Origin of the sequence: Dolichospermum flos-aquae CCAP 1403/13F (genome assembly GCF_012516395.1) — a bacterium.
GTDB lineage: Bacteria > Cyanobacteriota > Cyanobacteriia > Cyanobacteriales > Nostocaceae > Dolichospermum > Dolichospermum lemmermannii.
In genome coordinates, this window is the sequence record NZ_CP051206.1 from 4756206 (window position 1) to 4768503 (window position 12298).

Sequence of the window (12298 nt, forward strand, 5' to 3'; positions counted from 1 at the left end):
TTAGTGTTTTGCTATAAGTCCTAAATTGATAATTTTGTGGTTATGCAATCTTTACTAAAAGCACAACTACGAACAATTAATTTTCCGTCAACTTACTTTGATTCATGTCTGCTATAGCACCTCTTGTCATAGCCGCGATCGCTTTATCTGTCGCTTTCGGTAGGTGATAATATTTACCTCCGGCTGTTTTTGATTATCAGCATTAGGATTTCCAGAATTTAAGGATGTTTTAAAATTAATTTTGAGTACAAGAGTACAAATTCAAGTTATTAATTGATATAAACATAAATTTTTCCTGGCATCAATATCAAATTTTAACTTTACCTCCATTCCTGGGGTTGTTTCTATCTCATTAATTGACTCATCATCCTGATTACGAATACTCTCAATTTTGGCTGGCTTACAGTATGAATCACCTACTAAAAAAAGGCTACCTCCAACGGACAATAAACAGTTCTTAGATGCTTTTAAAACTGCTACTTGGATTTTGTCATACCATCTTGTAATTTTACCAACTTCTTGCGCTTGACCGATTAATGTCTTATGATCAATAACTTGATGAGTAACTAACTCAGTTAGTGCTTGACATAAACTTTCCACAAAATCACATAATTCTAACAGTGGTTTAAATCCTAACCAATCTTCTGTCTTTGTACTATGTGCAGCATCGTTGCGATAACTAATTAATATATTCAGTTCTTTTTCTAAAGTGGTTTGATTTCCTCTAATCTCCTTTAAAAAATTCTTTATATCTCTATGATTGACTAGCCAACTCCCCGTCTTATCAATACCTGCATCAGCTAATAATTTACCTAATGTACCCTCGCGTAAATTTTGTTGATGAAATAGGAAAGCATCTGGCAATAATTGATAATTATGTTTACCAGTTTTTCCATCAAATAAACCCTGCACAACCTTTTCAATAGACAGGTGAGAATATCTTTTATTCTCCTGGCTTTTATCCTCATCATTTTCTTCTTCGTCTTGTATTTCTTGTAGTAATCTTCCTACTCCATTTTTATGGGTATTACGAATTTTACTGTCTAAATCCGAATAATCTGGATATAAGCTGGGTAAAAGAATTAACCAATCTCGAATTAAGTCTTCTACAAAGCTTTCATAAATAGCATATAAACGAGTGACAACAGCGCATTGATCATAAACACGCGAATTATTTTTATCAGGAATATCTTGAAATATATTCATGAGAATTTTTTTTGTCTCTTCTGTATATAGAGAAACGTCTTCAAAATCAATCTCTCGCATTTTCTCATTAGTTTTAATGATGGAACGAATTGTAGAAATATTAGCTTTTACAGCTATGAGCAGATTATCAAACATTGCTTTTTACTCTGCTATGACTTGAGACAGCATATCATCAAAAAGTCTGATTCTTTCTTGGATATCAGCCTTAGTTTTGCCACCACCAGTAAATAGCTTTGATTTATCTTCCCTAAACAAAATTTTAGTTTTCTCAATAACTCTTGGCTTACGTTCCAGTAAAATATTTGCATCTGAATCTGCTAAATGTCTGCTAAAACCAACCATCACAGCATCATAATAATCTTTAAATGCTTTATTTTCCCAAGTGTCAGACTGAGGATCAAAAGGCTTGAATAATTTGTCTTCATAAATTTGGTAAGCTAGATTGATAGTTTGGATAAAACTATTTCTCAGAAATTCTATCTCATCATCAGGAAGTGATACACTTTTCATCATATATAGATTGAGAAATTTTTGCATACCATTACGGAATTTATCTGTATTACGCAATGCAAAAAAACGCAGCACTAATTCTGCATCTTCCATTTTTTTGTAGAGGTTATTTTTTTGAAGTTCTTCTTCTTCATCATCAATAGGAATATTCCAAGCATCTGCAAAAATTTGATTACCTGCTAACTCAAGCAATAATTGATTAAAAGGACTATAAAATGAACAATTACGTATTTCCTGACGACTAAGTTTTTCTCCTCCAGTGTTCAGACGTTCAAAAGCAAGCTGTTTTAAAAATAGTGCGTCTTCTGGACTAGATGCTGATTCTGTAATCAAAACCACATAGGATATTGAACGGCGATCAATTCCTGCTTTAATATTGCCAGGGAGTGTATTATATGTGCGTCCATTCAGTTCTGGCCAAAGTGTTAATCCTGTCAAGGTAAGACGATTTTCATAAAACTCTTTAAGAGCATTAATTCTCTGTTGTCCATCCATTACTTCATAAACATTATATTTTTTCTCATAAAGAATAATTGACGGTACAGGAATATTGATTAAAAAAGATTCTATTAGTTGAGACTGTTTTTTCTTATCCCATCTATTTCTTCTTTGATAAAAAGGTCTAAGATCCATATAACCGGGTTTTTTCAACGCATTTACGAAAGCAGGTAGCTTTTCCCGGTTCATTTCAGTTAATATTCTTTGTTCACCTTTTTCATATTTATCATTTATTTCTTGATCAGACATAGTGATGTGGTTGAGAGAGGGTGTTTTTTCCCACATCTTTTCTTCCGTTGGAGTTAGAAGTTGCATTGAGTACATTCTCCTTCAATGATAATAAAAATAAATAAACCTATCTACAAATTAGCTTATAAACCTGATTAGTTAAGGATTAAAACAGAATTTACAGATAGGTCTACTGACTATTTTGCTTTCATGTCTGCTATAGCACCTCTCGTCATCGCTGCGATCGCTTTATCTGTCGCTTTTGGTAAGTGATAATATTTACCACCTGCTGTTTTTGACAATTCCTTCGCAAAGCCAGTGGATACAAACTTACTTTCCGTATCAATTACCAACAACTGCATCCCTGAAGCCCTAATTCTGCCGGCAATATCTAATAATTCGGCTTTGATATCGGGCTTTTCTCCTGGTTCCATGGGTTCACCTAAAGAACGAGCTAAAGGAATATTACCGCGTCCATCAGTAATTGCCACTATCACAACCTGCCCGATATCCCCACCCATTTGGGCATTTATCCCCACCCGTACCGCTTGAGTTAAACCATGTGCGAGAGGTGAACCACCACCGCAGGGTAATCTTTCTAACCTATTCTTAGCTAAAGCAATGGAACGGGTAGGAGGTAATAAAACTTCCGCTTGTTCTCCTCGGAAGGGGATCAAAGATACTTGATCACGATTTTGATATGCTTCTGTTAAAAGCTGCATCACCGCACCTTTAGCGGATTGCATCCGATTTAAAGCCATTGAACCAGAAGCATCTACAACAAACACCACCAACGCACCGGCTTTTCTCACTAACCGCTTAGAACGGATATCTCCCTGTTCGACAATCACCTTTTTATCAGGTTGTCTAGCCCGGCGTGCTTTTTGATATGGGGCTGCGGCTCGCAGTGTGGCATCTACGGCTATTCTTCTAGCCTTACCTTTGGGAATCATCGGCTTAATGTACCGTCCCCTATCGTCTGAGAAGATAATACTGCGACTTCCAGATTTACCTTGCTTTTGTGCCATTTGGGTAAAATAAAGCACTTCTGGGTCGAGAATTACCCCTTCTGGATCAAAGATAAATTCTTCGGGAATGTCTGGGGGTTCTTGCTGTTCTTGGTCTTCTTCTTTCTCTTCTTCCTGTTCTTCCTCTTGTTCTTCTTCTGATTCCGACTCGTCTTGATTTTCTTGTGGTGGTGGGGGAGGTGGTGGTGGTTGCTGTTCGTCTGGTGGAGTTTGAATAATTGTGGTTCGGGGAACTATCACCAATTCCACTGCGCGACGTAAATCTTCAGCGGTGACGGTACTGCGTCCTTCTAAGGCTGCTGCGGCTTTGGCTACGCGCACTGCAAATAATTCTGCCCGATGTCCTTCTACACCCCCGCGAATGGCTTCATTGACGAGGTAGGTAATTTGTTCTTGGCTAATGGTGACTTCTTTTAACCATTCCCGTGCCAGGATGATTTGGGTTTTGAGTGAGTCTATATCTTCGCTGTATTGTTGCAGAAATTCTGTGGGAGACTTGGAATAGGCGATCGCTTGTTCAACTGCCTGTACTCTTTGATCTATCCCTAGAACTCCGTCTGCTGATAGGGCGATCGCAATTCTATCAAGTAAATGCTCTCTGAGCGCTCCTTCTTCTGGATTATAAGTGGCAATAAACAAAGTTTTGCAAGGATGTTGAAAACTGATTCCTTCCCGTTCAATTTGGTTACGTCCGTCCGATAATACGGATAAAAGTTGGTTACTAATTTGGTCATCTAATAAATTGATTTCATCCACATACAGCACACCACGATTGGCTGTAGCGAGTAATCCCGGTTGAAAAATCGTATCACCTTGTTTAACCGACTGTTCCACGTCCACAGAACCTAAAAGTCGGTCTTCTGTGACACCGAGGGGAATCTGCAAAAAAGGGGCAGGGATAATTTCCGTTTCTATCTCCTGTCTTTGTTCCGCTAAAAGTTTATCATCCCATTCTTCGGGGTGGTTGGGGTCACAGTTGCTAACAGAACCTTTGACAACTTCAATAGGTGGTAATAAAGCGTGAATAGCCCGCGCCATCACAGATTTAGCCGTACCGCGACGACCTGCAATTACCACACCCCCCAAAACGGGATCTACTGCTGTCAACAGCAAAGCTATTTTAATTGCTTCTTGACCAACTACAGCAGCCAAGGGAAAAGCAGTCATTGTCGGGGTAAGAGTAGGCGCAGGCATTTTTTCCTTAATAGTTATTATAGTTTTAGCATAGCAATTCCTGGCACATTTTAGAATATGTTCTCAAAATGTAAGGCGATTGAAAATCACCAAATAATTAGATTTTACAAAATTTCAAAATTTCATATCCCCGACTTCTCAAAGAAGTCGGGGATATGAACCAGGAAAAACCCCTGTTTCTTGATAATTTCAGCTAAACTGTTCCTCAGCGTCCAAATTAAATAACATTTGCAGAGTTTGCATACATCGTCTTCTAGCTTCCACATCTTGCTGGGCGCGTAATTGCACCATCGGATCATGGAGAATCTTATTCACTATTCCCCTTGTCAAAGCCTCAATTACCTCTTGATGCTTTTCGCCAAATTCCGAACCCAAACGAGATAAAGCCTTTTCTAATTCTTGTTCGCGGATAGTTTCGATTTTATTCCGCAGAGAACTAATTGTAGATACAGTTTCTAAACTCCGCCACCAAATATCAAAAGCTTCAACTTCCTCATCTAAAATCTTCTCAGCTTCTTGCGCCATTTGCCGGCGACTTTCATAATTTTGGGCGACAACCGCCTTCAAATCATCAACATTAAAAGCCTTGACATTGGCCAAATCATTGACATCTGCATCCACATTTCGGGGGACAGAAATATCAAATATCATCAATTGTTGATTGGGTTCTAACACCGTTTCTAACTTCGCCCGATCTATAATCGGTTCAGTGGAAGAAGTGCTAGTAAAAACTATATCACTAGCGGCAATAACTGACATCATTTCTGGCAGCAAATGGATTTGGATCGGTTGTTCTGGGAACAACTTCGCCAATTCTTCAGCCCTTGTGCGGGAACGATTAACAATAGTAATTTGAGTTGCACCTTTAGAAATCAGGTGTTGTACAAGTAACCGGGACATTTTCCCAGCACCGAGAATAGACACCCGATAAGGAGATAAATTTTCTACTTTCATCTGTGCCAATTCCACAGCGGCCGAACTGATAGAAACCGCACCAGTCCCAATACTGGTTTCGGTGCGAACCCGTTTACCCGCCGTTAAAGCTTGTTTAAATAAGCGATTTAAAATGGTTTTGATGCCATTAAATTGTTGTCCGAGTTTGTGGGTATTCTTAACTTGAGCGAGAATTTGACCTTCACCCAAAACCAGACTATCCAACCCACCCGCAACCCGTAAAATATGGGTGATAGCATCAGTATGCAGCAACATAAACAAATGATGTCTTAAAGACATAATCGGCAATTTGCTATGTTCAGAAAGGAACTGGGTAACTTCGTGAATTCCTTGGGTAGTCTCGTTACTAACGATATAAATTTCTAAGCGGTTACAAGTGCTGAGAATAGCAACTTCATCAACATGAGGATAACTCAGCAGTTGAGCGATCGCACTTTCAATTTGAGGTTCAGGAATACTTAATTTTTCTCTAACTTCTACAGGGGCTGTTTTATGGCTTAACCCCACCACGGCAATATTCATTTTTTAAATAGGTAATTGGTTTGGTGTCAGGTGTTAGTAGGGGCGAAGCATTGGGAAGATAAATTATCGCTCATTGCCAAAAATAGTTCTCCAAATGCTTCGCCCGTACAGTTGTCAGTTGTTAGTAGGGGCGAAGCATTGGGAAGATAAATTATCGCTCATTGCCAAAAATAGTTCTCCAAATGCTTCGCCCGTACAGTTGTCAGTTGTTAGTAGGGGCGAAGCATTGGGAAGATAAATTATCGCTCATTGCCGAAAATAGTTCTCCAAATGCTTCGCCCGTACAGTTGTCAGTTGTTAGTAGGGGCGAAGCATTGGGAAGATAAATTATCGCTCATTGCCAAAAATAGTTCTCCAAATGCTTCGCCCGTACAGTTGTCAGTTGTTAGTAGGGGCGAAGCATTGGGAAGATAAATTATCGCTCATTGCCAAAAATAGTTCTCCAAATGCTTCGCCCGTACAGTTGTCAGTTGTTAGTAGGGGCGAAGCATTGGGAAGATAAATTATCGCTCATTGCCGAAAATAGTTCTCCAAATGCTTCGCCCGTACAGTTGTCAGTTGTTAGTAGGGGCGAAGCATTGGGAAGATAAATTATCGCTCATTGCCAAAAATAGTTCTCCAAATGCTTCGCCCGTACAGTTGTCAGTTGTTAGTAGGGGCGAAGCATTGGGAAGATAAATTATCGCTCATTGCCGAAAATAGTTCTCCAAATGCTTCGCCCGTACAGTTGTCAGGTGTTAGTAGGGGCGAAGCATTGGGAAGATAAATTATCGCTCATTGCCAAAAATAGTTCTCCAAATGCTTCGCCCGTACAGTTGTCAGTTGTCAGTAGGGGCGAAGCATTTGGAAGATAAATTATCGGTCATTGCCAAAAATAGTTCTCCAAATGCTTCGCCCGTACAGTTGTCAGTTGTCAGTTGTTAGTTGTTAGTAGACTATCAAAAACTGATTGACGGATATAAATTGACTAAAAACTATAAAATACAAAGTTTTTAGATGTTCACAACCTGTCAAATTTACTTTGACAGACTACTAATAACAATGGACTACTGTCCACTGACCACTGACTACCGACTAATTACTACCGACTAATTACTACCGCAGTTGGATATTCTTAGGTTCGTCCCACAAGTGAACTGTATCCACAAACCGAGCGGTTTTGGATTGACTAGAAATAACCAAGCTTTGGGTTCTAGCACCACCGTGGAAGAAGCGCACACCATCCATCAAAGTTCCAGGAGTAATACCGCAACCAGCAAATAGCACTGTTTCACCAGAAGCTAATTCATTAGCGTTATAAACTCTGTCTCCGTCAGTAATACCCATTTCATTTAAACGGGCTAGATTACCTTCTCTGCTTTCACCAATTAAGCCAGTTTGGACAACTTCTGGATCATAGATTAATTGTCCTTGGAAGTGTCCACCCAAGCAGCGTAAAGCAGCAGCAGAAATTACACCTTCGGGAGCAGCACCGATACCCATTAAAGCATGGATATTAGTACCAGAGAAAGCGCAACAGATAGCAGCAGAAACGTCACCATCGCTGATTAGTCTTACTCTAGATCCAGCGGTGCGAATTTCTTGAATGAGGTCTTTGTGACGGGGACGATCCATCACTACTACTACTAATTCCTCCACAGCCCGGTTTAAGCACTCAGAAAGGATTTTTAGGTTTTCTGTAGCAGACTTATTGATATCAACATGACCTCTAGCGGCTGCTGGTGCTGCGAGTTTCTTCATGTAGAAGTCAGGAGCAGCAAATAAACCGCCCTTTTCAGAAATTGCCAAAACTGCCATGGAGCCATTTTGACCGTAAGCAACCAGGTTTGTCCCTTCGCAAGGGTCAACAGCAATGTCAATTTCTACAAGTTCATTAACATTACAGAGACTTGCAGCATTTGGCTGAGTACAGATACCAACTTCTTCTCCAATGTAAAGCATAGGAGCTTCGTCCCGTTCGCCTTCACCGATGACGATGCGACCACGCATATGGATTTTGTTCATCCGTTCGCGCATCGCTTCCACTGCTACTTGGTCAGCAATGTTCTTTTCGCCCTTACCCATCCACTTAGAAGAAGCGATCGCTGCTTGCTCAACTACTTCTATAATCTCTAACCCAAGAGTATTTTCCACGAGTATCCCCTCTAAATTACTTGTCTTAGCGTCGTTTAATTAGCTATTTCAGTTTTCAAGTTTACCAAAACAAGGATACTTATGGAAAAAAGTCTTGACTAGCAACTATGTTAAGTTTTGCGACTAAGGCAGTATTGCGAGTTTTTACAGTACATTCATATTAGTTAAGTTAAAGTAGAAATTGCTGACAGTAATTGAGTAAATGCGCCTAGCAAGTTAGAATAGTTATGGTGACAGCCTCTCCACTGTTCCTTATGAGGCTTTTATGGCAGCAAATCTCAAACAAATAGCCAAGTATCTAGATAATCTTGGTTGGGACTACCGTTTTGATGAAGAAGAAGACCGGATTATTACAGGTGTGGAAGCGGAAAACATCGAAGATTTTCTGATAGTTGTCCAACTGGACGAGGAAGGAAAATTTTTTCGGCTATTTGCACCCCAAGTTTTGGCAGAAGTAAAAGACCATCCCTACAAAGACGCTATCCTCCAGACGATGCTGGCTATTTCCTGGGAAACTAAAATGCTGCAATGGGAATATGATCCATCCGATGGTGAAATCCGCGCTATCATCGAATTTCCCCTGGAGGACTCCCTGCTCACGGAAAGACAATTTAACCGTTGCCTGAGCGGATTAATCCAAATCGTGGATACCGTTGCCCTGCCGCGGTTGCAAGAGGTGATGGAAACAGGAGAAGATCCGGGAAATCTGGACTTAGGAGAAAGATTATTATTGAGTATTCAAGAACAAGCTCCTGGATTATTAGAACTCCTGGAAAAAGCCATGGAAGCGCGGAAAAAGCGGGGTAGTTTGTCTGATGAATAAAGCGGATCACTACTGAAATCACTAAACTGCAAAGTGATAACCTGATTATATACTGAAATCTTGTAAGGCTGGATTTTTATGACATCCTATGCAACCTCCTCTGCTAAAGCAGAAATGAGTGAACTCCGGCGGTTAAAAAGCTTATTACCCCCAGAATTACAAAGTTGGGTAACAGTTGAAGGCACAACAGAGGTTAATCCATCCCTGATTCGTTGCGAAGAAATTGGCAAAGACCAAGTGGAAATTCAAATTGACTTGGTAAAATGGGATGCTCTGGCAATGGACCAGCGGAATTTGCTGTTTTGGCACGAAGTTGCTCGCGTGCAAAACGACACTATTCCCAAAGATGGTTGGGAAATGGCCGCACTAGCCATTGGTTTAGGTGGTGCTGTTGGTGAATTATGGGTACAAGATGGATTATTGCTAGTATTAGCTATGGCGCTCTGTGGCGTTTCTGGTTGGCGATTATATCAAAAAAATAATGGTGGTAAACAAGTTAAAGAATTGCTAGATGCTGACGAAAAAGCGATCGCTCTGGCAACCCGCTTTGGTTATAGTTTACCCAACGCCTATAAAAGTCTTGGTAGTGCCTTAAAAACCTTAGTGGAAAACACTCCTAGCAAAAATCAGCGTTCTCGATATGAAGCGAGACTTTCTGCTCTTAAACGCAGCGCCAACAAAGCCAAAGCTAAATCCCGGAATGAGGACTCTGGATTGTGAAATTTTGACAATTAGTGGGGTGGGACACACCCAACCCACAAAGATACAGTCAGAGTCAGGAGTGACATACTCCACACACTCCCTTGTGCCTTGCGGTACGCTTGCGCGAACAGGTGAGTGTGGGCTTCTCGGCGACTCCTCTATGAAGACATTAACCGAGCTTTAAAGGCCTATAGAAAAATTTCCGAGAAATTCATCTATTTAACAAAATATTAAAACTTTATCAAACCTTCTTATTTTGCTCATAAAAACTTTTTAAATTCGCGTCTTTGTTGAATATTTTATAAGTTTAGGAAGTCACAGGTCGCAAAAATAGCGAAATCTCCTTACTTACATCTGCAACTAATCAACCGCCGATTTTAACTTTTTAACAACTGTATTTTGGAAGACAATTATTTTTTTAAATAGCTCTAACTTAGTGTTAGAGGCTGGTTAAAGGAATTTTTTATCTTCTTCATAATGAGTTTTATTGCTCACATTGAGAAATTTTAAATTTAGACCTACTGAGTCTAAGTAGGAGATAGTTATTTCCAACTGTTTTGGCCAATATCCGTCAGGTTCTCAATAAATTAGCAGGTTAATTAGTGATATTATTGCTGGCTGAAATTTTGCTAAAAATTGTGCATGAAGCAGAGGATATTCTTGAGTTAAGCTAATGCTATTGTTGACAAAGGTAAGTTTTTTCTGGCAACCCATTCTAGTCATATAGATAATCGCCCAGAATTTGCATGAGCTGCAAAGTCCCGTAATCCAGGAAAACAGTCAATTTGGCAGTTAAAAAGGGCATTGTAATTGTTAAAACTGTCACAGAAGTAACAATGCAAATCACAAAAAGTAAAACAAATAAAAATCTGACGTATCCCGATGTTGAGATATTCCCCTTGAATTGCATAGAAAGACTTAAATCAGGTATCAGTAAAATTAACTTTATTTTTAGTAATCAGATGATCATGAGAAATAACAAGTTGATTCACCTATTTACAACAGCAAAAATTTTGAGAATTGCTACTATTGTGAAGCTGGATTGGGAATATTTTCTCTAATCTTTAAAAATCTCCCAGCTTGTGCTTCATCATCCAGATTAAAAATCAGGTTAATTGTTTTTCCAGAAGAAAATTACGGTTAACAAATTAGATTATATATGGCAATTAAAGTCCAGAGTTTTATGAGTAGTCAAACCACACCAGTAGACTTTCCAGTTACTTACTTAGAAAGCGCAGTAATCTTGCAAGTTCCAGTGAGGTTAACTGTGCTTGAGGCCGTCAGTTTTAAGCAAACTTGCCAAAACTTAATTGCAGCGGATTTACCACCAGGGCAAATTTTTATTGATTTCCAAAATACTACTTTTATGGATAGTAGTGGTTTAGGTTCTCTAGTCAGCAACTTTAAAAATTCTCAAGAAAAGGGAATCAAAGTAATACTGCGTCATGTTACACCCCAAGTCATGGCAGTTTTAAATCTGACAGGGCTAGATCAGGTGTTTCCCATTGAGTCTCTTCACAACCTCACACTAATAGCCACAGATAACTTTACAAACTCAGGAAAAAATACTTCTCGCAAAGTAGATCCACTTCCTCAAACTCATAATTCCGTGGCATCTTGGATGAAACGGCTGATTGATATTGTGGGATCATTAGTTGGTTTAGTAATTACATTTATTTTGTTTATTCCCATAGTAATCGCCATTCAAATTGACGATCCTGGTCCAATTTTCTTTAGGCAAACTCGTTGTGGTTGGATGGGTAAGCGGTTTGCAATTTGGAAATTTCGGTCTATGTGTGTAGATGCAGAAGCTAGAAAATCCCAAATCAAAAATCAAGTCGAAGGCGCTTTCTTTAAAAATGATAATGATCCCAGAATTACTAAAGTAGGTAACTTCTTACGCCGTACCAGTTTGGATGAACTACCTCAATTTTGGAACGTTCTCAAAGGGGAAATGAGTTTAGTCGGGACTCGACCACCCACACCTGATGAAGTAGAACGCTACGAAGTCCCCGAATGGCAACGTTTAGACGTTAAACCTGGTATGACTGGTGAATGGCAAGTTAACGGCCGCTCTAAAGTTCGGAGTTTTGAAGATGTGATTCGGTTAGATTTACAGTATCAGCAAAATTGGACTTTAGTTTACGATTTAAAGTTAATTTTCAAAACCATCACTATTTTGTTTAATAAAAACAGTGGGGCTGTTTAGCCACTGCTAAACGTCAGCATTCAGCTAATACCTGACGACTGAGCTACTAAACTAAATTCACCAGGTTAAAACATTCAATTTACCCAAGTTACAAATCGGCTTGGGTTTATTTTTATGAAAGGAACAGGGCAACTAAGCTATCTACCAGGGGTGAGGCTGAAAACCTGGCTTGGGGGCTAATTTTTCGCGTCTGTTCCCCATTCCCCATTCCCTATTCCCTTGGTTGATAAAGTGATCAACTGTAGAATATGTTACTATTCAAAAAAACCTATTCACACAATTGCAGTTCAG

The 12298-nt window shown here is 39.5% G+C and carries 14 protein-coding genes; 9 read left to right on the forward strand and 5 right to left on the reverse strand.

The genetic code is table 11. The features are described from left to right. Positions 1-261 precede the first annotated feature (261 nt). The 4 genes from HGD76_RS22735 to HGD76_RS22750 all read right to left on the reverse strand — a co-directional run bounded on the left by HGD76_RS22735 (position 262) and on the right by HGD76_RS22750 (position 6140). Entirely contained in the window at positions 262-1341 is a 1080-nt protein-coding gene (locus tag HGD76_RS22735) for an MAE_28990/MAE_18760 family HEPN-like nuclease (protein ID WP_168697116.1), read from the reverse strand. A 6-nt stretch (positions 1342-1347) separates the two neighbouring features. After that, positions 1348-2529, reverse strand: coding sequence for a DUF262 domain-containing protein (locus tag HGD76_RS22740; protein ID WP_168697117.1), 1182 nt, complete (start codon positions 2527-2529; stop codon positions 1348-1350). A gap of 110 nt (positions 2530-2639) precedes the next feature. Then, complete coding sequence (gene bchD, locus HGD76_RS22745) at positions 2640-4664, reverse strand: magnesium chelatase ATPase subunit D (protein WP_168697118.1); 2025 nt, start codon at positions 4662-4664, stop codon at positions 2640-2642. A gap of 189 nt (positions 4665-4853) precedes the next feature. Next, positions 4854-6140 carry a glutamyl-tRNA reductase gene (locus HGD76_RS22750; protein ID WP_168697119.1) on the reverse strand — a complete coding sequence of 429 codons (1287 nt, stop codon included), beginning with the start codon at positions 6138-6140 and terminating at the stop codon, positions 4854-4856. A gap of 94 nt (positions 6141-6234) precedes the next feature. Here HGD76_RS22750 and HGD76_RS25635 point away from each other — a divergent pair, with 94 nt between their 5' ends. From HGD76_RS25635 to HGD76_RS26050, 5 genes are read left to right on the forward strand one after another with little or no spacing between them, the layout of a single operon-like run. Continuing rightward, on the forward strand, positions 6235-6378 hold the full coding sequence (locus tag HGD76_RS25635; protein WP_233466963.1) for a hypothetical protein: 144 nt from the start codon (positions 6235-6237) through the stop codon (positions 6376-6378). 32 nt (positions 6379-6410) lie between these two features. Then, positions 6411-6554 carry a hypothetical protein gene (locus HGD76_RS25640; RefSeq protein WP_233466963.1) on the forward strand — a complete coding sequence of 48 codons (144 nt, stop codon included), beginning with the start codon at positions 6411-6413 and terminating at the stop codon, positions 6552-6554. A gap of 32 nt (positions 6555-6586) precedes the next feature. Further along, positions 6587-6730 (forward strand): hypothetical protein, encoded by a 144-nt coding sequence (locus HGD76_RS25645; RefSeq protein WP_168654176.1) that lies wholly within the window; start codon positions 6587-6589, stop codon positions 6728-6730. A 32-nt stretch (positions 6731-6762) separates the two neighbouring features. Continuing rightward, positions 6763-6906, forward strand: coding sequence for a hypothetical protein (locus HGD76_RS25650; RefSeq protein WP_233466964.1), 144 nt, complete (start codon positions 6763-6765; stop codon positions 6904-6906). A gap of 32 nt (positions 6907-6938) precedes the next feature. After that, positions 6939-7064 carry a hypothetical protein gene (locus HGD76_RS26050; protein WP_256370255.1) on the forward strand — a complete coding sequence of 42 codons (126 nt, stop codon included), beginning with the start codon at positions 6939-6941 and terminating at the stop codon, positions 7062-7064. A 171-nt stretch (positions 7065-7235) separates the two neighbouring features. Here the strand turns inward: HGD76_RS26050 and glpX are convergent, their stop codons facing one another. Beyond that, the gene (gene glpX / locus HGD76_RS22775) at positions 7236-8273 is read right to left on the reverse strand and encodes a class II fructose-bisphosphatase (RefSeq protein ID WP_168697120.1); all 1038 of its coding nucleotides are present in this window, start codon (positions 8271-8273) and stop codon (positions 7236-7238) included. Between the two features lie 265 nt (positions 8274-8538). Here glpX and HGD76_RS22780 point away from each other — a divergent pair, with 265 nt between their 5' ends. The 4 genes from HGD76_RS22780 (at position 8539) to HGD76_RS22790 (ending at position 12007) form a co-directional block, all read left to right on the forward strand. Further along, positions 8539-9096 carry a type III secretion system chaperone family protein gene (locus HGD76_RS22780; RefSeq protein WP_015080644.1) on the forward strand — a complete coding sequence of 186 codons (558 nt, stop codon included), beginning with the start codon at positions 8539-8541 and terminating at the stop codon, positions 9094-9096. 78 nt (positions 9097-9174) lie between these two features. Then, positions 9175-9816 (forward strand): DUF3318 domain-containing protein, encoded by a 642-nt coding sequence (locus tag HGD76_RS22785; RefSeq protein ID WP_015080643.1) that lies wholly within the window; start codon positions 9175-9177, stop codon positions 9814-9816. A 767-nt stretch (positions 9817-10583) separates the two neighbouring features. Further along, on the forward strand, positions 10584-10859 hold the full coding sequence (locus HGD76_RS25020; protein WP_210967676.1) for a hypothetical protein: 276 nt from the start codon (positions 10584-10586) through the stop codon (positions 10857-10859). Positions 10860-10957: 98 nt separating this feature from the next. Continuing rightward, the gene (locus HGD76_RS22790) at positions 10958-12007 is read left to right on the forward strand and encodes a sugar transferase (protein ID WP_168697121.1); all 1050 of its coding nucleotides are present in this window, start codon (positions 10958-10960) and stop codon (positions 12005-12007) included. Positions 12008-12298: the final 291 nt, after the last annotated feature.